We start from the raw sequence: 20,407 nt of genomic DNA, 5'->3' as shown, positions 1-20,407 counted from the left end.
CAAGTTTACTTATAAAATGCCTATCTCTTTAAAGAATTTTTGATAAGCCTCTGCTTTCTGCTCTAGCGCTAATGGATATGCTCTAGAAGAAGATGGTAGACGATATAAATTAATATTTCGTCCAGCAAAGTAAGTCGAGGTAGACATTCCTATAAGCGGTTTTTCGGTGTGCTCTGGTAAAACTGAAATTAAAGTATCAGTCGCTTTATCGCCTGTAGTCATAATGGTTTGACATAGAGGAATCTGCTGAAGTAAAACTGCAAGATCTGTTGGTGTTACTATTTCAAGAAATTTATCTGCGGCATTCCCTTTCAACCGCTTAATTTGATAAGCGGTATCAAAGATTGCGATACCAGTTTCAATCAAGAAGTTTCGAATACGTTCTTCATTAAAATTTTTTTGGCTTTCACTTAAAAAGTAAGTTTTGTCTTGGAAAAAAATTAAACCGAAAATACGCCACATATCATTTTGGAAATTGGGATAGTAAAAATCCATCTTCCATTTATTATGTGGCGGTGGAAAACTGCCCAACATTAATAAACGGGCATTCTCAGGTAAAAATGGCTCAAGTGGATGAGTTTCTATCTCAATTATCATAAAAAATCAGTATTTACTTAAAAATTTTATAAACAAATTAACCTATTTTTTAGTTAATCACGAGTCATGAAATGCAATTTCTCTTAATTAAAGCGTTAAAGGTTGTACAAAAGCGATCATTATTGAGGAATGCTTATTTTAAAAATACTATGTGAATGTTGATTTAAATAATCGACTTGACCTTTATGGGCAATGACAAGAGCTTGTACAACCGAAAGACCTAACCCAGTGCCGCCTAACTCTTTATTTCTTGATTGTTCTAACCTGAAAAAAGGGTTAAATAAATCTTTGCGATGCTCAGCTGAAATGCCAGGTCCTTCATCTTCTATTTCAAGAATCCAGCTAGTTTGTTCTTGTCTCGTTGAAACAATTAACTTTCCCGGATTTGCATAACGTGTAGCGTTATCCAGTAAAGCAATTAAAATCTGTTCAATTCGCCGTTGATCACACTCAACTTTTGGCGCTTCAATATCGAAAATGACTTTAAGCTGAGCTTTTTCTAATTTTTCTTCAAACATGTGCACGACTTTGTGAGCAGTTTCATTAAAACAAATCGTTTCGAGGTTAAGTCTAAGCTGTTGGTTTTCAAAAAGACTCAATGTACGTAAATCTTCGACTAGGTTTGAAAGACCTTCTACTTGATTCAGTAAGTTTTTAAATAAAATAGGGTCAGCTTCAAAAACACCATCAATAATCCCCTGCAACCTACCTTGCAAAATGGTGACTGGCGTTCTTAACTCATGTGCAATTGCGGCATTCCAGACATGAGCATTTTCAACTGAAATCTCTAGTTTTTGAGCCATATCATTAAAATTATCCATGAGCTCACCAATTTCAGAAGAATGATGCGTCGGTTTTTCAACTCGTGCGCTTAAATCCCCATGACTAATTTTCTTGGCTGCATCTGCTAATAGATTAATAGGCACGATAAAGCGTTGAGCAAGCTTGATGCCTAAAATAATTGATAATGCTGTGCCAAACAAAAGCACGGCGAATAACCATATACCATCTAGATAGTGAAAAAACTCATCACTTTCTTTCAGCTTTTCGAGAGATATAAGCCCTACTTCAATTGCAACATAGTAGGTGCCATAACCTAAAATTAGCGAACTCAGCGTAACACTTAGGCTGGTAAAGCTCAGTGCAATAATCAGTTGTTTACTAATTCCCGTTTTATTTTTCATGTGGATGATCCAACCTGTAGCCTACACCACGAACATTAATGAGCATATTTCGTAAACCAAGATCTTCTATTTTCTTTCGTAGCTTACTGACGTGACTATCGACCGTACGTTCTAATGCATCTCGGTCTGGTAGACACTGATTCATGAGCTCTGAACGAGTAAAGACTTTATGAGGATGCGGTAACATCAGTAATAAAATTTTGTACTCAGTTAGAGTTAAATTGAGTGTTTGTTTTTGATCGCCCGAATGGATGTAAGCAGTATGAATTTCGGTATTGACCTCAATATTTTTATAAATCAGATTTCGGTTAGGAGTTTGCTGGTTTTGTTGAGTACGTCTTAGTACTGCTTGTACACGTGCGACCACTTCATTTGGGTTAAAGGGTTTTACGACAAAGTCGTCTGCTCCAATTCTTAAAGCCATGACTTTATCAATTTCTTGATCTAAAGCCGTAAGCATAATGACTGGTGTCGCTGCTTTTTGCCGAATTTTATTCAGTACTTCCCACCCACTCAGTTCCGGCATTTTTATATCGAGAATCACCAGATCAATAGGCTGCGCTGCGTGTATTTCAATTGCCTGCTTACCATTCATGGCCCGTACAACACGCATACCTTCACGCTTAAGATAATGTTCAATAATATCGCCAATATCATATTCATCTTCTACAACAAGAATAAGCTTATCCTGACAATTAAACGTAAAGGTTGACTCGAACATAGCAATAAAACGCGGGAAAAATTTGATTTATCATACTCGTATTTTTTGATAGATCTCCACACTTTTTCCACATATTCGTGATTTTGGTTACACACACATCAAAAATAATGCCAGCATCTAGAAATCCATTAGGTGTTATAAAAGTGCAAAAGCATTTTTTAGTTCCATTCATTCTATCTTTCGGTCTTGTATTACATGGCTGTGGCAATGAACAAGTAAGTGATCAAACACAGGTATCTACGGCTAAGGTTACCGTTATTTCAATTCAACCGCAGTCTATTAACTTTAGTGAAAATCTACCGGCGCGCGTTCAAGCTTTCAGAACTGCCGAAATTCGTCCTCAAGTTGGCGGTATTATCGAAAAAGTTTTATTCGCTCAAGGTAGTGAAGTTAAAGCTGGACAACCTCTATACAAAATAAACTCAGAAACATTTGAGGCTGATGTAAATAGTAATCGAGCGGGTTTAAATAAAGCTGAAGCAGAAGTAAACCGCTTAAAAATACAACTTGAGCGTTATCAGCAACTTTTACCAAGTAATGCGATTAGTAAGCAAGAAGTAAGTAATGTCGAAGCGCAATATCGACAAGCGATTGCAGATGTTGCTCAAATGAAAGCGGTATTGGCTCGTCAAAATCTTAATTTACAGTATGCGACAGTGCGAGCACCAATTTCCGGACGTATTGGTAAATCATTCGTAACGGAAGGCGCTTTGGTTAGTCAGGCTGATAGCAATACTATGGCGACCATTCAACAAATTGACCGCGTTTATGTCGATGTAAAGCAGTCTATTGGAGAATATGAGCGCCTACAGGCGGCTCTACAAAGTGGTGAGTTATCTGCCAACAATCAAAAAGCTGTACAGATTTTGAATAGTTTGGGACAGCCCTATAACGTTACAGCAAAAATGTTGTTTGAAGATATTAATGTGGACCCTGAAACTGGGGATGTCACCATTCGTATTGAAGTGACCAATCCTGAAAGAAAATTACTGCCGGGTATGTATGTCCGCGTTAATATTGAGCGTGCTTCGGTTCCTCAGGCCTTACTCGTGCCAGAACAAGCTATTCAGCGCAATATGAATGGCGATCCTCAAGTTTATGTAGTGAATGCCAAAGGTGGCGCAGATGTTCGCTCAGTAGAGTTAGGGCAACAATATGAGCAGTTTTATCTCATCAATAAAGGGTTGAAAGCAGGCGAAAAAGTTGTTGTTGAAGGCATAGAGCGTATCCAGGCCAATCAAAAACTGGCAATTTCAGCATGGAAAGCGGCCTCAACAGAAAATACGGTGAAGCAAGGAGATGCTAAATGATGTCTCAATTCTTTATTCGCCGTCCTGTTTTTGCATGGGTAATTGCAATTTTTATTATTCTATTTGGTGTGCTGAGTATTCCAAAGTTACCCATTGCACGCTTTCCGAGTGTTGCACCACCCGAAGTGAACATTACAGCAAGTTATCCTGGCGCTACTCCAAAAACGATTAATGATAGTGTAATTACCCTCATTGAACGGGAAATGTCAGGAGTAAAAAACTTACTCTACTATAGTGCTACAACGGATTCTTCAGGAACCGCTGAAATTACCGCGACATTTAAACCCGGTACCGATGTGGATATGGCACAAGTCGACGTACAAAATAAAATTAAAGCGGTTGAAGCACGCTTACCCCAAGTCGTCCGCCAACAAGGCTTAGCTGTAGAGGCATCTTCCTCAGGCTTTTTAATGCTTGTTGGTTTAAACTCACCTAACCATCGTTATTCAGAAGTCGATTTGAGCGATTATCTGGTTCGTAATGTGGTCGAAGAGCTTAAACGTGTTGAAGGTGTCGGAAAAATTCAGTCATTTGGTGCTGAAAAAGCGATGCGAATTTGGGTAGATCCAAATAAATTAGTTTCTTATGGTCTATCGATTAGTGATGTAAATAATGCGATTCGTAACAATAATATCGATATTGCACCAGGTAGACTTGGTGACCGTCCTCTAGTTAATGGTCAATTAATTACTATACCTTTATCCGCTCAAGGACAGCTTGAAAATGTAGAGCAGTTCAAAAATATTAGTCTAAAGAGCAATATTAGCGGTGCCACTATTAAGTTGTCGGATGTAGCCGACGTAGAAATGGGAGCTCAGTCATATAACTTTGCGATTTTAGAAAATGGTAAACCTGCAACAGCCGCGGCCATTCAGTTGAGCCCTGGTGCGAATGCAGTAAAAACAGCAGATGCGGTAAAACAGAAACTCGAAGAACTAAAAGTAAATTTACCTGAAGGCATGCAATTTAGCGTTCCTTACGATACTGCGCCTTTTGTTAAAATTTCGATAGAAAAGGTCGTTCATACATTAATTGAAGCCATGGTTTTGGTCTTTATTGTGATGTATCTATTTCTTCATAATGTTCGCTATACCTTAATTCCTGCGATTGTCGCTCCAATTGCCCTGCTTGGCACCTTTACCATCATGCTTTTAACTGGTTACTCAATTAATGTGTTAACTATGTTCGGTATGGTGCTTGCGATCGGGATTATTGTCGATGACGCGATTGTAGTTGTTGAGAATGTAGAACGAATTATGGCAACCGAAGGTCTATCGCCTAAAGAAGCGACTTCCAAAGCCATGACAGAGATTACCAGCCCGATTATTGGTATTACTTTGGTACTGGCAGCCGTATTCTTACCAATGGCTTTAGCAAGTGGTTCAGTCGGTATTATTTACCGCCAATTTACCATTACGATGTCAGTCTCAATTTTATTCTCGGCATTTTTAGCTTTAACGCTTACCCCTGCACTTTGTGCAACCTTATTAAAACCAGTTGATGCAAATCATCAAAAGAAAGGTTTTTATGCATGGTTTGACCGTAGCTTTGATAAAGTCACAAAAAAATATGAAGCGATTTTACTTAAAGTCGTTAAACATACTATTCCGACTTTAATTATTTTTGTGGTGATTACAGGTTTAACTTTTGCAGGCATGAAATATTGGCCAACTGCTTTTATGCCAGAGGAAGATCAAGGCTGGTTTTTAACTTCGTTCCAACTACCTTCAGATGCGACTGCTGAACGTACAACAAAAATTGTGAAAGATTTTGAAAACCATTTAAATGAGCAGTCGGATGTTAAAAGCAATATTTCAATTATGGGTTGGGGATTTAGTGGCGCTGGCCAAAACGTTGCACTCGCTTTTACAACCTTAAAAGATTTTGGTGAGCGTGATAAATCTACTACTGACTATACCAACTTAATAAATACAGAAATGGCAAACAGTAAAGAAGGTACAACTATGTCTGTACTTCCTCCTGCCATTGATGAATTGGGTACATCTTCAGGCTTTAGTTTACGTTTACAAGATAAAGCAAATTTAGGAATGCCTGCTTTAATTTCAGCGCAAGAGAAGCTTGTGGAAATGGCGGCTCAAAACAAAAAGTTTTATATGGTTTACCCAGAAGGTTTACCTCAAGGTGACAATATTAGCTTGAAGATCGACCGCGAAAAACTAAACACTCTAGGAGTAAGCTTTGCTTCTGTTTCAGATATTATTTCTACCTCAATGGGATCGATGTATATCAATGATTTTCCAAATCAAGGCAGAATGCAGCAAGTTATTGTTCAAGCCAATGCAAAATCACGAATGCATTTAAAAGATATCTTGAGTTTAAAGGTTGCAGGCGCAAACGGACAACTGGTGTCTTTATCCGAGGTCGTGATTCCTCAGTGGAATAAGTTGCCGCAGCAATATAATCGCTACAATGGCCGACCATCATTAAGTATCGCTGGAGTGCCTAACATAGGGGTATCTTCAGGTGATGCGATGCGAGAAATGGAAAAGTTAATTGCTAAACTTCCTCAAGGTATTGGTTATGAGTGGACAGGCATTTCACTACAAGAAAAGCAATCTGAATCTCAAATGGTATTTCTTATTGCTTTATCAATGTTAGTCGTGTTTTTAGTTTTAGCTGCACTTTATGAAAGTTGGTCAATTCCGTTATCTGTCATGCTTGTTGTTCCTTTAGGAATCTTTGGTGCAATATTAGCCATTATATTAAGAGGAATGCCAAACGATATTTTCTTCAAAATTGGTCTTATCACTATTATTGGTTTATCTGCCAAAAATGCGATCTTAATTGTTGAGTTTGCAAAGATGCTCAAAGAAGAAGGCATGACTTTAATTGAAGCAGCCGTTGCAGCAGCAAAGTTACGCCTACGCCCAATTTTGATGACTTCCCTTGCCTTTACTTGTGGTGTTATCCCATTGGTCATTGCAACTGGAGCAAGTTCGGAAACTCAGCATGCATTAGGTACAGGGGTATTTGGAGGTATGATATCTGCCACCATCTTGGCCATCTTTTTTGTTCCCGTGTTCTTTATTTTTGTGTTGGGAGCTGCAGAGAAACTATTTTCCAAAAAGAAAATTAATTCTTAGTTAAATGGATTGAGGCGAAACGTATCTATGTTTCGCCTCAATGACTTAGAAATATGAAAAATGTACTTACAGAAAAACGATTAAGAATTAAGGACTTTAAAGACTTTACCTGTTCTAGGATGAGCAAAGCTATTATCTGGATCTAAATTGATGACTTTATCCGAAATCACAATTTTAGAAAGTGGTAACCAGCTCTGTTCCATTTCAATGTCTACAAAGTTTTTTTCATTGATATTTTCATAAATTTGTTCGACAACGATTTCCATACCACACATACTTTTAGCATTCACTTCTTTTAAGATATGGCGTTTTGACATACTAGTCTCCATTTTTTTATTATCCGCATCGACAATAATAAAGATTGCACTGATACAATATGTAAATTTTAATAATGAAAGTGTTTTCTTTGTTTTAATCATATTTTTGTAATAATTAAATGAATAGTTGAGTGATTATTTAATTTAAATATTATTTTTAAGTTAATCTATTCAATGTAAATATTACTTATTAAAAAATTTACTTTTAATCAAAATTAAAGGGTTCATTAACTGAACCCTTTTTATTTAATTCTAAACTTGTACTGCGTTATCCAGCGAACCATCATCTTTATTTTTAGCAGTGTCTTTACTAATCAATGAGTCTGTATCACTATCTGTGGTAAAGCTTTTACTATTTTTCTGCTTTTTCTTGTACATGCACATCCCAATCGCGATACCTGTTCCCAATACTATAATTGACTTTAACATTTTGCACCTCTTCGATTAACGGAATAACTTTTGAGAAATTAGCTTAAATTAATAGCACAAAATTTGTTATTTATCGGCTTTCATTTGCGCCGCTTTTGTAAGGTATTTATTTTTTATGTTAATTAAAGAGTAAAATCATCCCGAAAAATAAATTTTGATACAAAGTAAAAAGCCTATTCTAAAAAAGAATAGGCTTTTCACTATATTTCAGGATTAAGCAGTATTATGAATCGCTTTAGGCAATCTTATTATCTTTAAAAATACATTACAAATGTATTTAATGCTGAACTTTTAGTCAAGATGGGATTGAGGTTTTTTACCAATAATTAGCGATTATTGTGATGACTGTCACGTTTATATGATTAGGATAAGAAAAAACCCATTTCTACTTCTCATAAAGAAATGGGTGATGTGAAAACCACAAAAGACCTGAAATACCAAATGTTCTTACATTCAGTAAGGTTGAGTGTAGTGAATATACCGAATGGTTGACAATTAAACTATTTGTATTTTTTTTAGTCATTTCGGCCAATAAAAAAATAGTTATGATTCTGTAGATTAACTCTGTTTAGTCATTCATTATTGACCAAAAATTCTATAAAGCACCCTCACCCAATTATTAAGACATATATTTTCAATCAGTGTTTTTGAATAACCACGCTGTTGCATACGTTCAATTAAGCGATGTAGGCCTGTCACATCTTCAAGTTCATTGCCAATAAGTGCACCATCAAAGTCCGAACCAAAACCCACATGTTCTTCGCCCAAATGATCCATTAAATATTCTAAATGTTCCAAAATTACATCGATGGGTGTATCCGCATTGCGTTGTCCATCTGATCGTAAAAAAGCGACATCGAAATTTACCCCCACCATCCCTTTACTTTCCCGTATTGCTTTAAGCTGTGGGTCAGTTAAGTTGCGAGCTTGAGGACATAAAGCATGTGAATTAGAGTGTGTTGCTACAATTGGCTGCTGCAATATATCTACAGTATTCCAAAAAGCTTTCTCATTCATATGTGAAACATCAATCACCATCTTTTTATCAGCACAGCGTCTTATAAAATATTTGCCATCACTCGTGAGACCTGCTCCAGTGTCAGGTGAGTGCGGAAACTTAGCATTTAAACCATGTCCAAAGCGGCTAGGTCTATTCCACAGGGGGCCAATACTACGCAAGCCTCTTTCATAAAATACATCGAGTAAATCAGGATTTTGTTGTAAAGCTTCGGCACCTTCCATATGCAATACAATTGCTAGCTTTTGCCCTGCTAAACAATCCTGAATATTTTGAACTGATGTGCAGATTTTAATATTTTTAGAATGCTGAGCGAGTTGGTGAGCTAAATCGAGTTGTTCTAAACAAATTTGTTCAATTTGCTGTTGCGTAAAATCAGAAGCATTCGGATCAAATAATTTATTGGGATGATGCTGTTGCACATAGCTATATGGCGGTAAAAAAATCGCAAACATTCCACCAATAAAACCAGCTTCTTGACAGCGTTTTAAATCAAGATGGCCTACTAAACGTTCATGAATAAAAGCATGTACAGGATCTGGATGGTCACTTAGCCATAAACGTGTTAATGCGTCATTATGTCCATCAAAAACTGGAATATGGCGAGGCTTCATGAGTATTCCTACTTGCTATATATCTGTAATCGTGTGGACTGGAATATTTTGGGTGGCGCTTAAAGATTTAGAGTTTCTACTATTACGAAACACTAAATTTTGCAAAGGTGCAGCCAATTGACTTTCTGCTCGCGCTTGTTCAATCATTTGATGATACGGCGATTTCCCACATACAGGATCGGCATTAGCCGCATCTCCAGTCAACATATAGGCCTGACAACGACATCCGCCAAAGTCACGATCTTTATCGGGACAGCTACGGCACCCTTCTGGCATCCATGCATCGCCACGGAAATGATTAAATCCAGTTGACTTGTACCATATATCTGACAATTTATGTTCGCGGACATTTGGAAACGAAATTGGCAATTGTCGTGCTGCATGGCAAGGTAGCGCCATACCGTCTGGAGCAACTGTAAAGAAGATTTTACCCCAACCATTCATACAGGCTTTTGGTCGCTCTTCATAATAATCAGGCACTACAAAAATGAGTTTGCAAGGATGATTTTGCGCTTTTAATTTTTCTCGATATTCATTGGTAATCCGTTCAGCTCGTGTCAGTTGTTCTTGGGTGGGTAATAAACCTTGGCGGTTTAGAAAAGCCCATCCATAAAACTGACAAATTGCCAACTCGACTGTATCTGCATTGAGCTCAAGGCAAAGTTCAATGATTTGTTCAATCTGGTCAATGTTATGTCGATGAATAACAAAGTTAAGCACCATTGGATAATTGTATTTCTTAACCAATCGGCACATTTCATACTTTTGTTCAAAAGCATGCTTTGAACCTGCCAAGGCATCGTTTACAACAGGATCACTCGCTTGGAAGCTCACTTGAATGTGGTCTAAACCCGCTTGTTTTAGATCGGCAATACGTTGTTCGGTAAGGCCCATACCAGAGGTAATTAAGTTGGTATAAAACCCTTGCTGATGAGCATGTGCAACGAGTTGTTCTAAATCTTGACGTACCAGTGGTTCACCACCAGAGAAACCGAGTTGAACAGCACCCATCTGACGTGCTTGATCAAAAACATCAAACCACTCTTGGGTGGTTAGCTCATTTTTATGCTGAGCGTAGTCTAATGGGTTTGAGCAATATGGGCATTGTAGCGGACAACGATAAGTTAACTCCGCTAATAACCATAAAGGCAGGCCAACACCTTCTGTCATACTAAATCAATCCAGTGTTGCTGCTTTGCGACCAGCATGTAATCCACTACATCTTGATCAATCTCAGCAATATCACCAAATTTTTGCTTTAACTGAGCAATAATTGCAGAAACATTTTGCTGCCCATCAATATATTGTCCAATTGCCCCTGCACTTTCATTTAATTTGATCATGCCTTCAGGATATAAAATCACAAAACCATTTTGAGCTGGCTCGAACTGAAAACGGTAACCTTGTCTCCAAGTTGGCACAAGGTTTAAATCAAACTGCTCTTTATTCATTTAAATAGTCCTTTGTGCCAAACTCGTTTGCTTGTCACGCTGTGATACGGTGCTTCATTGTGAACATATGCCAAAGTTAAAGCATCTAAAATGCTCCATAAAATATCCAGCTTAAACTGCAATATTTCAAGCATTCGTTCTTGTTGTTCATGAGTTGTAAATGAATCAAGCGTAATCGTTAAACCATGTTCAACGTCACGGCGTGCCTGACTCAAACGAGAACGAAAATACTCATAGCCTTTATCATCAATCCATGGGTAATGTTGTGGCCATGAATCAAGACGTGATTGATGAATTTGAGGAGCAAAAAGTTCTGTTAAAGAACTGCTTGCTGCTTCACGCCATGAAGCACGACGTGCAAAGTTCACATATGCATCTACTGCGAAACGTACACCCGGCAAAACTAATTCTTCGGAAATAACTTGTTCACGACTCAAGCCCACAGCTTCGGCTAAGCGTAGCCATGCTTCTCGACCACCGCCATCTGGATATTCACCATCTTGATCGATCATACGTTGAATCCATTCTTGACGCACACGTTGATCAGGACAATTTGCCATGATTGCGGCATCTTTGAGCGGAATATTAATTTGATAGTAATATCGGTTTGCAACCCAAGCCTGAATTTGTTGCTGGGTGGCTTTACCTTCATACATCATCACGTGAAATGGGTGATAAATATGATAATACTGGCCTTTATCGATAATGGCTTGTTTGAATTGTTCAGTCGTTAAAGCTTCAGGTGTTTGAGTCATGTTTCACCTTAGAGTTCAATCTGCATGCCATCATAGGCAACTTCTACACCATTTGCTTTAAGCTCAGCAAACTGGCTAGAGTTTTCATTTAAAATTGGATTGGTATTGTTAATATGAATCAGCACTTTTTTAGGTGTATTCAATTGGTTTAAATAAGACAGTGAACCACCTTCGCCACTAATATATAAATGCCCCATTTCTCGGCCAGTTTTAGTTCCAACCCCAGTTTGCTGCATTTCATCGTCTGTCCAAAGCGTACCATCAATCATGACACAGTCTGAACTCTGCATAATCTGCATGATTTGATCGTCAATTTTTCCAAGACCCGGTGCATAAAACAACTGCTTTTGTGTTTTATGATCTTTGATAATTAAAGCAATATTGTCGCCGTCATGTGGGTCATTTCGATGCGGTGAATATGGTGGAGCTGCACTTTTAATAATTAAGGGTAAAAATTCTAAATTTTCGAAACCATCAATTTTAAAAGCTTGTTTAGGGTTAATCTCATGATATTGAAGACCACCATTCCAGTGTTTGAGCATATTAAATACTGGAAAACCGCTCGTTAAATCTTGATGGACCATTTTTGTACACCATACCTTCATTGGACAACCTTCACGTAAGGTTAAAAGCCCAGTGGTATGGTCTAACTGACTGTCCATTAAAATAACGCTTGTTATTCCTGTATCACGTAATTTACGCGCTGGTTGAGCTGCTTTAAATTCGAAGAGTTGCTGACGGATGTCAGGTGACGCGTTTAATAAAACCCAGTCTGTCCCATTTTCAGAAATAGCAATTGATGATTGAGTACGGGCTTTGGCTTGGATTGTACCTGTGCGCACACCATGACAATTCGGGCAATTACAATTCCACTGCGGAAACCCGCCTCCGGCAGCTGAACCTAAAACATAAATATACATAAAATTAATATCTTATTAGAAAGAGATAAGCCCTAGAACAAGACTAGGGCTTATGACATATTTGATGAAACTGATTAACGTGCTTCAAAGTACATTGTAACTTCAAAACCAATGCGTAAATCAGTAAAAGCTGGTTTAGTCCATTGCATAAATTATCTCCGGTTCATATTAATCTTATGAAATGAATCACTTGATTAAGATTTATAAGGCAATTAAAAATTTATTCTAAATAAAAAAATTGGGTTTGTAGACCACCCCTAGCTAAGATATTGTTCGATAATTGTGTTTTTTGTCCAAATTTTAATATTTCGAACATATTTACTTATTGGGTCTTTCATCAAACATTCATACTAAAAGCGTATTTTTTATCCGTCTTAATTGATCAAATGATAAAAAAATGAAAAATTTAACAATACTTTTTAAAGTAACAACACTTTCTCTGGCTGTAGCATTATTGGCGGGATGTAATGACGATGATGATAATGACACAGCACCACCTGCCCAAAGAAGCAATCAAACCGTAAATATTTTAGCTTTTAATGACTTTCACGGAAATCTTGAGCCACCTAAGCGTTATGTCGAGGCACCAAATCCAAATGATGCTGCTCAATCTGTTCGTATTCCTGTAGGAGGAGTGAGTTACTTCGCCGATGCGATTAAAAAACTTAAAGCAGAAAATCCAAATAATGCTGTGGTTTCGGCAGGTGATTTAATTAGCGCCTCCCCTCTCACCTCTTCTTTATTTTTAGATGAACCAACCATTGAAGTCATGAATGATATTCAAATTGACTTTAATGCTGTAGGTAACCATGAATTTGATCGGGGTACAGACGAATTACGCCGTTTAAAAAATGGTGGATGTCAGCAATATACCAGCACTGCACCTTGTCAAATTAATAAAAATTTTAGTGGTGCAAAGTTTGATTTCCTTGCTGCTAACGTAGCAATGAAAAATGACGCTAGTAAAACAATCTTCCCAGCCTATAAAGTCAAAAGTTATGGTGGAATTCCAGTTGCATTTATTGGTTTAACTCTTAAAGCGACGCCAAGTATTGTTTCTGCGGCAGGTATTAAAGACGTTGAGTTCCGTGATGAAGCAGATACGGTAAATGCTTTGATTCCTGAATTAAAAAAACAAGGAATTGAAGCGATTGTAGTCGTTGTCCATGAAGGTGCAGCACCAAGTACGAAGCTCAATCAAAAAACATGTGATGGTTTAAGTGGTCCGATTTTAGGAATTTTGGATAAGCTTAATCCAGCAGTTGATATTGTTGTGTCAGGTCACACACATCAATCTTATATTTGTGACTATGCGACAAAAAATCCGGCTAAACCATTCTTACTTACTTCAGCTGGACAATATGGCACGCTCATTACTGACATCAAGATTGAATTAGATGGTAAAACTGGTGATGTCATTAAAAAAGATGCGAAACAGGTTCCTGTACAAAGTGAAGCATATACATCCGGTACAACCACGGTAAGCCTTACCGATCTCTATCAAAAATTTAGTAAGACCCCAAGCATTGAAGCAATTTTAGATAAATATCGCCAAGCTGTGACTACCATTTCAAGTCGTGTGGTTGGGACTGCAACAGCGGTGATAAGTCGTACTCAAGTCGAAAGTGGTGAAAGTCCGCTAGGTATTATGATTGCCGATGCTCAGCAAGCGGCTGCCTTAAAAGCAAGTAATCAAGGCTCAGACTTTACGCTAATGAATCCAGGTGGTGTGCGTGCGGATCTACTCATTAATAGTAGTAACCAGATTACCTTTGGCGATGTTTTTGCAGTTCAACCTTTCGGTAACTCTATTGTGACTTTGAGCTTAACCGGTAAACAGATTAGAGATGTGCTTGAACAGCAATGGTCTGGTGCAAATGCAAATTCGCCTAGAATTTTACAACCGTCTAAGGAGTTGAGTTATCAATATGCGGCAAATACATCTGTTTCACCACGAGCAAGTAATATTATGATTGCAGGTTCGCCGTTGGTTGACACTAAAGTCTATCGCGTGACGGTAAATAGCTTCTTGGCAGATGGTGGTGACAACTTTACGGTATTAAAAGAAGGCCAAAACCGTGTCGGTGGTGGTCAAGATATTGATGCGCTTGAAAACTATGTTGCTGAAAACTCTAAAGATTCACCTTTAACTATTCCAGCTACGACTCGAATTAAAGTTATCAAGTAACTGATTTAATGACAATAAAGGACAGTATGATGCTGTCCTTTATTTTTATGGCAGTTTAAAAGATTTTTATTCGGTATATAGATTGAGCTCAACACTACTGATATCGACTCCGGTATTTGCAAAAATAATATCAGTAACCTCATGAAGTAATTCTTTAACTTTGTCATGTTCAAAGTTCAAGGCTTCAGAGGTTTTGAGCGAAATGAGGTTACAACTCATCTTGTCTTTTCTAAGCTTATAAATACTTTTGCTTTTTCCTAAAAACACCCTTTTGATGAGTTTACGGTTTTCAAATTCCGACAAGATTCGATAAATCGTTCCTAGCGTTATTTTATGTTCATTTTTAATTTGCGTATAAATACTCACAGCACTTAAGCCTTGTGGATTTTGATTTAAAATTTCAAAAACCTGTATTCTTGATTTTTTTATTGGTAGTCCATTTAATAATGATTTTGAAGTTGCTGTCATGATTAATTAACCTTAATGTTGAAAAAATATTGAAATTTTTTAAATTATTTTGTCTATACTTACTTGAAAATTATGGAAATGATTTGATGTATAAATCAGAGCTTATTACCCTATAAATAAGCTTTGAGCTGATTATAAGATTCTGAATAATTTAATATTATTCCTAATTCACTATCTACATGTACGCACTTGGCGAATAAAAGAATTCTTGAGCTGAACCATATTGCGACCCTCTTCATTAAGTCATTTTTCGACCTTATTCTATATAATGATTAACACATGATAAATATTATCATTTATGTTTAGCGGTGTATCATATACATATAAGTTTTAATATTCAATATTAAGTAATTATCAAATACATAATGATAACCATTATATATTACTGATTAAATGATGATGAGTTGCATCAATTCTCTATTATAAGTATTCATTTCCACCCATATAAAAAGCAGATCGATGATCTGCTTTTTATATTTTAAATAGAATAAGTTAAATGACTATTATGCTAAGGATGGTACATCTTGTTCTTGCATCCATGCATGAATCACTTGTTGTGTTGTCATGACTTGAGCGCATCGTGTACTAGCATATTTTAATGCCATATCGTGCTCTTCGCGGCTAAAGTCAGCTAGTGCATCACCACATAAGAATGGTTGGATATTTAGCATAAAAGCTTCAGCAGCACTCATAAGACAACCAATATGTGCATATACCCCACAAATAATTAGTTGATCGCGACCAGACTCCCGCATGAGTTGTTCGAGAGGTGAAAATTTAAAAACACTATATCTCCACTTGGTAAGCACCGTATCATTTTTTTGAGGTGAAATTTTTGGCAAAATCTGCGTAAAGCTCGGCTCGTTCTTTAAACCAGGTCCCCAAAAATCAGTTAATAACTGTCGATGTTCAGGTGATTGATTACCCGGTTGTGCTGTATAAACAACGGGAATATTAGATTGATGAGCAGCATCAATTAATGCTTTGGTGTTTTTAATTAACTCTGGAATAGGTTCTTGAGTTAAGTCATAGAAATCTAAAAAATATTGCTGCATATCATGAACCAATAAAACAGCTCGATTGGTATTCAATAACCAATTTGTTTTGTTGGGAGTAAATTCATGGGCTTGGGGCATACTATAACTTGCAATCTTTGGAATACTCATTAGTATTTTCCTTTTATATCTTTCAAAATATTTTTAATTTCAGATGGTTGTTGTGCTGAAGTAATCTTTAGACCCCAAGTGTAGCTCCACCATCTACCACTATTTCTTGCATCGTAATTTGGGCCGCTCGGTCCGAAAGTAAAAAGCTCACGGTATTGGCAATATCATCTGGTTGCGCGAGTTTTCTTAAGGGAATACCTGTTCGGTACTGACTCAAATCACCATCAATTACTGCAGGTGGAGGTGTATTATCAGTCCAGAGTTGTTGCTGCATTTGAGTGAGAGTAGATCCAGGTGAAACAATATTTAGCCTGACTTGATAAGGTGCAATTTCAAGTGCCAGATTGCGACAAAAATGACTCAGTGCAGCCTTAGTGGTGGCGTACATACCAAGTTGCATACGCGGCATACGCGCACTATTTGAACTAATAGTGACAATGCTACCCCGCCTTTTTGCACAAAAATGTTTAGCAACTTGTTGGCTGATCGCGATAGGTGCCATGACATTGACCGCAAAAAGTGTTTCCCAATCTTCCGTTTTGGCTTCAAGCATGGAGCGCATAATTAATACTCCTGCTGCATTTACTAACCCCGTAATTTCGTATCTTTCTAAAAGCTCTGAAATTAAAGTTTGTGTTTCTTGTTGATGGGTAATGTCTTGTGAGATGCCTTGCCATTGTGAAGTTTGATCTGGCGTTATTGTTTTGCTGATATCCCATTGTTTAGGATTTTCTTGTCGGTCAATACCAATAACATGATAGCCCTGATCTAGTAGTTGCTTGGCAATAGCCGCTCCTATCCCTCTTGCAGCACCTGTGACCACGATGGTAGAGCGCATGTGGATACTCCAATTTATATTATAAAGAAATCTATAAATATAATTGCAAATAATTATCATTCTTATCAAGAGCAAATTGAGATAAAAGATTAATTTATGATCTAAGGCAAATGAGCTTTAGCTTAAAATTTTAAATTAAATTGTTGTTTTATATGTGTTTTATTAAATTATAAGGTCAGAAATATTTTATTATTAATAATCATTTTCAATAAGGCAGGTTTTGGTTTATTCGGCTAAAATCAGGTTTATGGTTTATCAAACCCAGTAACTTTTTAGGGTTCAATCTCCCGCAGGCTCAGAATGAGTTCTCTATAACTCCGACTCTCGTAAGTTCGGAAATGCGTATAAAAAATGAAAAATTATAAAATCCACATTGTTTCGGTCAGTTGTTTAATTTCTTGAATATCATGACTCACATAAATCATCGGAATTTTTATTTCCTCTTTTACTTTCTGAAAAAAAGGAATAATTTCAGCTTTATGATTCTTATCTAGTGCCGATAAAGGCTCATCAAGCAGTAACAGCTTAGGTGAATATAACAATGCTCGACCCAGTGCTACGCGCTGTTTTTCCCCTCCTGAGAGTTTAATGGGCATGCGTTGTAATAAGTGCCCTAACTTTAATAACTCAATAATGTAATCTGCTTCGAAGTGACGTTCTTGTTGGGATAGACGCTTAAGACCAAATAATAAGTTTTGCTTTACCGTTTTATGCGGAAAAAGCTGAGCATCTTGAAAAACCAATCCAACATGCCGCTTTTGGGTACTCAAGTTAATTTTTTGATCTGAATCAAACCATGTTTGGTCCTGTATTTTAATGAGCCCACTACGCGGAGTGTTCAGGCCAGCAATGGCATGTAAAATCGATGTTTTACCTGAACCCGATGCACCGAATAAGCCAATAACAGAAGCATCTGACTGGAAACTAGGTTCAATATGAAATTGACCCATTTGTAGCTCAAAATGGCAATCAATCAACATAATTTTACCGCCCTAAACGCTTCTTTTGATAACGATGAAACCACTGCGCAAACCATAATGCCAGAAAAGCCACGCTTAACGATAAAACAATAAGCCGTTGAATAGCGGCCTCTGTATCTGGTTGTTGCATTAAGCTATACATAGCTAAAGGCAAAGTCCGTGTTTCATTTGAAATATTACCCACGAAGGTAATGGTCGCACCAAACTCACCTAAACTACGGCAAAAACATAAAATAGCACCAACTAAAATGCCACTGCTGGCAAGAGGTAAAGTGACATGAAAAAATGCCCCTAAAGATGAAGCTCCTAATGTCTTTGCTGCCATTTCTAAACGCTGATCGACCAATTCAATTGCTAGTCGAATAGATTGCACCAAAAGCGGAAAACCCATCACTGCCGAAGCAAGAACAGCGCCTTTCCAGTTAAATGCAAAATCAATTCCAATCGGTGCCAAATATTGCCCAATAATGCCGCGACTGCCAAAAACTTGTAAAAGCAAATAACCAGGTACAACTGGTGGTAGCACTAAAGGTAAAAACACCAATGTTTCAATAAATGACTTACCCCAAAACTCTTTACGTGCCAAAAACCATCCCACACAAATTGCAGGAATAATACTGACCACAAGACAACTTGCTGCAACCTTACAAGAAAGTTGCAGAACGCTGAGTTCTTCTGGAGTTAAAGAAAGCATCATGGTTTAACTGAAGCCAACACACTAAAGCCATATTTTTTAAAGACTGCTTTGGCTTGGTTGCTTTGTAAAAATTGATAGAACTTTGCTGAGTTTGAGTTCTTTTTAATCAACCCTACAGGATAAATAATTGGTGAATGTGTATTTTGCGGAAATACACCAGCTACTTTCACGTCTTTGCTAATTGCTGCATCGGTTGCATAAACAATCCCAACCTGACATTCACCACGTGCAACAAAGTTTAATGCAGCTCGAACATCTTCTGTTTCGACTAATTTTGGCTCAATACGACTCCACCAACCTAAATTGGTAAAAGCTTGTTTAGCATATTTGCCTACAGGCACACTTTTGGTATCCCCTGTACAAATCTTACCTGTAAATATTTTATTGGGATTGGTTGTTTTATCTAGTTTTATATTTAGTGACTGCCCTTTAGGGATAATTAGAACCAAACGGTTGCCTAGTAAATTTATACGGTCATTTGCTGCAACTCGTTTTTTGTTTTGTAGATAATCCATCCACTGGGTATCTGCTGAAATAAAAATATCAGCTGGTGCTCCAGCTTCAATTTGTTTAGCTAAGGTTGATGAACCAGCATACGAAGTTTTAACTTCTACTTTATTCTGTTTTTCATAAATTTTTTTTAAATCGTTAATTGCATTCGTTAAGCTCGCTGCTGCATAAACGGTAACCGATTCAGCCTTAGCGGGAACATTAAAGACCAATCCTATGCTGAGCATTGAACAAGCTAAAGCCAATTTTTTTATCTTCGTATCACTTACCATTATTTTTACCTTTTTGTCGTTTTTGCAGCGATATATACCCAAGAATATAGCGCTACATAAAGATTATGAAAAGTATAATTCGTCAAATATAGATGATCAGAATGAAGGTAAATAGCGCAATTTGTATTTAGAACTTCATTTTGGTGCACTCGGTAGTGAGAACTAACCATTTAAGAACACTATATAAAACTTATTTTCTTTTAAACTTTAGTGAATAATTTAATTGGTTTTATGGTTATCCCTATGCCAAAAAACACATAGAGATAACCATAAAGATCAGTCGTTTATGCCAGCTACTTTTTAGATACGCAATAAAAAAACGCCTATCCCAAACCATCTTTTACGATAGTGCAGAATAGACGCCATTGTCTGTGTAACTGAAATTGCAGCAGTGCTTTTTCAGCACGTAATTTGAATTAAGCAAAAGCTATACCAAATTAAAAGATTTCATACCTAAACAATCTTTTATCTTAACCTTTTAAATAGCTACTCATAATTTGATAATCATGTTCTAAGGCTTGTCGAGCATTGATTTCCATTTGGCGGTAATGCTCTAAGACTTTCTGGCCCAAAGCTGTAACGGCTGCCCCACCACCATGTGTTCCGCCCGTTTGTGTTTCCACTAAAGCTGTTTCAAAGCACTGATTCATGGTGTCGACCAACTGCCATGCACGGCGGTAGCTCATATTCATAGATTTTGCGGCTTGTGAGATCGAACCAGTTCTCTCAATTGCTTCAAGTAAGTCTGCCTTACCCGGACCAAATGCAATATTTTGCTCTAAAAGAATTCTAATTTGTAATTTTAAGTTTTGTTCTTTCATAGACTTAGTTCACAAAATTTCATTTTATGCTCCTTAACATTATAAGG

General features: G+C 37.2%; 21 protein-coding genes. 3 read left to right on the top strand and 18 right to left on the bottom strand.

Annotated elements, in window-relative coordinates; translation table 11 throughout:
• Window positions 1-9: 9 nt before the first annotated feature.
• The 3 genes from JGE69_RS05275 to adeR form a co-directional block, all read right to left on the bottom strand.
• Window positions 10-597, bottom strand: coding sequence for a uracil-DNA glycosylase family protein (locus tag JGE69_RS05275; RefSeq protein ID WP_199112552.1), 588 nt, complete (start codon window positions 595-597; stop codon window positions 10-12).
• A 119-nt stretch (window positions 598-716) separates the two neighbouring features.
• Window positions 717-1,781 carry a two-component sensor histidine kinase AdeS gene (gene adeS / locus JGE69_RS05270; RefSeq protein ID WP_101663467.1) on the bottom strand — a complete coding sequence of 355 codons (1,065 nt, stop codon included), beginning with the start codon at window positions 1,779-1,781 and terminating at the stop codon, window positions 717-719.
• The gene (adeR, locus tag JGE69_RS05265; protein ID WP_002113657.1) at window positions 1,771-2,502 is read right to left on the bottom strand and encodes an efflux system response regulator transcription factor AdeR; all 732 of its coding nucleotides are present in this window, start codon (window positions 2,500-2,502) and stop codon (window positions 1,771-1,773) included. Before adeR ends, adeS begins: the two co-directional genes overlap by 11 nt.
• 143 nt (window positions 2,503-2,645) lie before the next feature.
• On the opposite strand from adeR, the gene JGE69_RS05260 reads away from it, so the two are divergent.
• Together JGE69_RS05260 and JGE69_RS05255 are read left to right on the top strand one after the other, a co-directional pair.
• Window positions 2,646-3,812: an efflux RND transporter periplasmic adaptor subunit gene (locus JGE69_RS05260; protein ID WP_199112550.1), complete on the top strand. Its 1,167-nt coding sequence runs from the start codon at window positions 2,646-2,648 to the stop codon at window positions 3,810-3,812.
• Entirely contained in the window at window positions 3,809-6,916 is a 3,108-nt protein-coding gene (locus JGE69_RS05255; RefSeq protein ID WP_199112548.1) for an efflux RND transporter permease subunit, read from the top strand. The genes JGE69_RS05260 and JGE69_RS05255 overlap by 4 nt, the downstream gene beginning before the upstream one ends.
• An 80-nt stretch (window positions 6,917-6,996) precedes the next feature.
• Here JGE69_RS05255 and JGE69_RS05250 read toward each other — a convergent pair whose 3' ends face one another.
• The 8 genes from JGE69_RS05250 to pqqA form a co-directional block, all read right to left on the bottom strand.
• Window positions 6,997-7,233: a hypothetical protein gene (locus tag JGE69_RS05250; protein WP_002113743.1), complete on the bottom strand. Its 237-nt coding sequence runs from the start codon at window positions 7,231-7,233 to the stop codon at window positions 6,997-6,999.
• A gap of 252 nt (window positions 7,234-7,485) precedes the next feature.
• Entirely contained in the window at window positions 7,486-7,662 is a 177-nt protein-coding gene (locus tag JGE69_RS05245) for a hypothetical protein (protein ID WP_002113575.1), read from the bottom strand.
• Between the two features lie 579 nt (window positions 7,663-8,241).
• On the bottom strand, window positions 8,242-9,294 hold the full coding sequence (locus JGE69_RS05240) for a dipeptidase (protein WP_199112546.1): 1,053 nt from the start codon (window positions 9,292-9,294) through the stop codon (window positions 8,242-8,244).
• Between the two features lie 15 nt (window positions 9,295-9,309).
• Window positions 9,310-10,464, bottom strand: coding sequence for a pyrroloquinoline quinone biosynthesis protein PqqE (pqqE, locus tag JGE69_RS05235; RefSeq protein WP_199112544.1), 1,155 nt, complete (start codon window positions 10,462-10,464; stop codon window positions 9,310-9,312).
• The gene (gene pqqD, locus JGE69_RS05230) at window positions 10,461-10,745 is read right to left on the bottom strand and encodes a pyrroloquinoline quinone biosynthesis peptide chaperone PqqD (protein WP_004792407.1); all 285 of its coding nucleotides are present in this window, start codon (window positions 10,743-10,745) and stop codon (window positions 10,461-10,463) included. Before pqqD ends, pqqE begins: the two co-directional genes overlap by 4 nt.
• Entirely contained in the window at window positions 10,742-11,500 is a 759-nt protein-coding gene (gene pqqC, locus JGE69_RS05225; protein ID WP_016145249.1) for a pyrroloquinoline-quinone synthase PqqC, read from the bottom strand. The genes pqqD and pqqC overlap by 4 nt, the downstream gene beginning before the upstream one ends.
• Before the next feature lie 8 nt (window positions 11,501-11,508).
• Window positions 11,509-12,420, bottom strand: a complete 912-nt coding sequence (pqqB, locus tag JGE69_RS05220) for a pyrroloquinoline quinone biosynthesis protein PqqB (protein WP_199112542.1) — start codon at window positions 12,418-12,420, stop codon at window positions 11,509-11,511.
• 74 nt (window positions 12,421-12,494) lie between these two features.
• On the bottom strand, window positions 12,495-12,569 hold the full coding sequence (gene pqqA, locus JGE69_RS05215) for a pyrroloquinoline quinone precursor peptide PqqA (RefSeq protein WP_001982218.1): 75 nt from the start codon (window positions 12,567-12,569) through the stop codon (window positions 12,495-12,497).
• 248 nt (window positions 12,570-12,817) lie between these two features.
• On the opposite strand from pqqA, the gene JGE69_RS05210 reads away from it, so the two are divergent.
• Window positions 12,818-14,608, top strand: a complete 1,791-nt coding sequence (locus tag JGE69_RS05210; protein WP_199112540.1) for a bifunctional metallophosphatase/5'-nucleotidase — start codon at window positions 12,818-12,820, stop codon at window positions 14,606-14,608.
• Between the two features lie 66 nt (window positions 14,609-14,674).
• On the opposite strand, the gene JGE69_RS05205 is transcribed toward JGE69_RS05210, so the two are convergent.
• The 7 genes from JGE69_RS05205 to JGE69_RS05175 form a co-directional block, all read right to left on the bottom strand.
• On the bottom strand, window positions 14,675-15,076 hold the full coding sequence (locus tag JGE69_RS05205; protein WP_005069251.1) for a transcriptional repressor: 402 nt from the start codon (window positions 15,074-15,076) through the stop codon (window positions 14,675-14,677).
• A gap of 503 nt (window positions 15,077-15,579) precedes the next feature.
• Window positions 15,580-16,242, bottom strand: a complete 663-nt coding sequence (locus JGE69_RS05200) for an isochorismatase family protein (RefSeq protein WP_199112538.1) — start codon at window positions 16,240-16,242, stop codon at window positions 15,580-15,582.
• A gap of 67 nt (window positions 16,243-16,309) precedes the next feature.
• Window positions 16,310-17,080 carry an SDR family oxidoreductase gene (locus JGE69_RS05195; protein WP_068611467.1) on the bottom strand — a complete coding sequence of 257 codons (771 nt, stop codon included), beginning with the start codon at window positions 17,078-17,080 and terminating at the stop codon, window positions 16,310-16,312.
• Between the two features lie 359 nt (window positions 17,081-17,439).
• Window positions 17,440-18,060, bottom strand: coding sequence for an ATP-binding cassette domain-containing protein (locus tag JGE69_RS05190; RefSeq protein WP_199112536.1), 621 nt, complete (start codon window positions 18,058-18,060; stop codon window positions 17,440-17,442).
• A 4-nt stretch (window positions 18,061-18,064) separates the two neighbouring features.
• Window positions 18,065-18,757: a molybdate ABC transporter permease subunit gene (gene modB / locus JGE69_RS05185; RefSeq protein ID WP_199112535.1), complete on the bottom strand. Its 693-nt coding sequence runs from the start codon at window positions 18,755-18,757 to the stop codon at window positions 18,065-18,067.
• The gene (gene modA / locus JGE69_RS05180) at window positions 18,754-19,539 is read right to left on the bottom strand and encodes a molybdate ABC transporter substrate-binding protein (protein ID WP_199112533.1); all 786 of its coding nucleotides are present in this window, start codon (window positions 19,537-19,539) and stop codon (window positions 18,754-18,756) included. Before modA ends, modB begins: the two co-directional genes overlap by 4 nt.
• Window positions 19,540-20,009: 470 nt before the next feature.
• Window positions 20,010-20,360: a winged helix-turn-helix domain-containing protein gene (locus tag JGE69_RS05175; RefSeq protein ID WP_014206717.1), complete on the bottom strand. Its 351-nt coding sequence runs from the start codon at window positions 20,358-20,360 to the stop codon at window positions 20,010-20,012.
• Window positions 20,361-20,407 lie beyond the last annotated feature (47 nt).

Source organism: Acinetobacter sp. C13, assembly GCF_016809775.1.
Lineage (GTDB): Bacteria > Pseudomonadota > Gammaproteobacteria > Pseudomonadales > Moraxellaceae > Acinetobacter > Acinetobacter pittii.
This window is presented reverse-complemented; position numbering and strand designations above follow the sequence as displayed.

What these genes read in the sequence shown, in the direction of transcription:
- JGE69_RS05275 (WP_199112552.1), bottom strand. Translation starts at nt 597, where the DNA reads ATGATAATTGAGATAGAAACTCATCCACTTGAGCCATTTTTACCTGAG.
- adeS (WP_101663467.1), bottom strand. Translation starts at nt 1,781, where the DNA reads ATGAAAAATAAAACGGGAATTAGTAAACAACTGATTATTGCACTGAGC.
- adeR (WP_002113657.1), bottom strand. Translation starts at nt 2,502, where the DNA reads ATGTTCGAGTCAACCTTTACGTTTAATTGTCAGGATAAGCTTATTCTT.
- JGE69_RS05255 (WP_199112548.1), top strand. Translation starts at nt 3,809, where the DNA reads ATGATGTCTCAATTCTTTATTCGCCGTCCTGTTTTTGCATGGGTAATT.
- JGE69_RS05250 (WP_002113743.1), bottom strand. Translation starts at nt 7,233, where the DNA reads ATGTCAAAACGCCATATCTTAAAAGAAGTGAATGCTAAAAGTATGTGT.
- JGE69_RS05245 (WP_002113575.1), bottom strand. Translation starts at nt 7,662, where the DNA reads ATGTTAAAGTCAATTATAGTATTGGGAACAGGTATCGCGATTGGGATG.
- JGE69_RS05240 (WP_199112546.1), bottom strand. Translation starts at nt 9,294, where the DNA reads ATGAAGCCTCGCCATATTCCAGTTTTTGATGGACATAATGACGCATTA.
- pqqE (WP_199112544.1), bottom strand. Translation starts at nt 10,464, where the DNA reads ATGACAGAAGGTGTTGGCCTGCCTTTATGGTTATTAGCGGAGTTAACT.
- pqqD (WP_004792407.1), bottom strand. Translation starts at nt 10,745, where the DNA reads ATGAATAAAGAGCAGTTTGATTTAAACCTTGTGCCAACTTGGAGACAA.
- pqqC (WP_016145249.1), bottom strand. Translation starts at nt 11,500, where the DNA reads ATGACTCAAACACCTGAAGCTTTAACGACTGAACAATTCAAACAAGCC.
- pqqB (WP_199112542.1), bottom strand. Translation starts at nt 12,420, where the DNA reads ATGTATATTTATGTTTTAGGTTCAGCTGCCGGAGGCGGGTTTCCGCAG.
- JGE69_RS05210 (WP_199112540.1), top strand. Translation starts at nt 12,818, where the DNA reads ATGAAAAATTTAACAATACTTTTTAAAGTAACAACACTTTCTCTGGCT.
- JGE69_RS05205 (WP_005069251.1), bottom strand. Translation starts at nt 15,076, where the DNA reads ATGACAGCAACTTCAAAATCATTATTAAATGGACTACCAATAAAAAAA.
- JGE69_RS05200 (WP_199112538.1), bottom strand. Translation starts at nt 16,242, where the DNA reads ATGAGTATTCCAAAGATTGCAAGTTATAGTATGCCCCAAGCCCATGAA.
- JGE69_RS05195 (WP_068611467.1), bottom strand. Translation starts at nt 17,080, where the DNA reads ATGCGCTCTACCATCGTGGTCACAGGTGCTGCAAGAGGGATAGGAGCG.
- JGE69_RS05190 (WP_199112536.1), bottom strand. Translation starts at nt 18,060, where the DNA reads ATGTTGATTGATTGCCATTTTGAGCTACAAATGGGTCAATTTCATATT.
- modB (WP_199112535.1), bottom strand. Translation starts at nt 18,757, where the DNA reads ATGATGCTTTCTTTAACTCCAGAAGAACTCAGCGTTCTGCAACTTTCT.
- modA (WP_199112533.1), bottom strand. Translation starts at nt 19,539, where the DNA reads ATGGTAAGTGATACGAAGATAAAAAAATTGGCTTTAGCTTGTTCAATG.
- JGE69_RS05175 (WP_014206717.1), bottom strand. Translation starts at nt 20,360, where the DNA reads ATGAAAGAACAAAACTTAAAATTACAAATTAGAATTCTTTTAGAGCAA.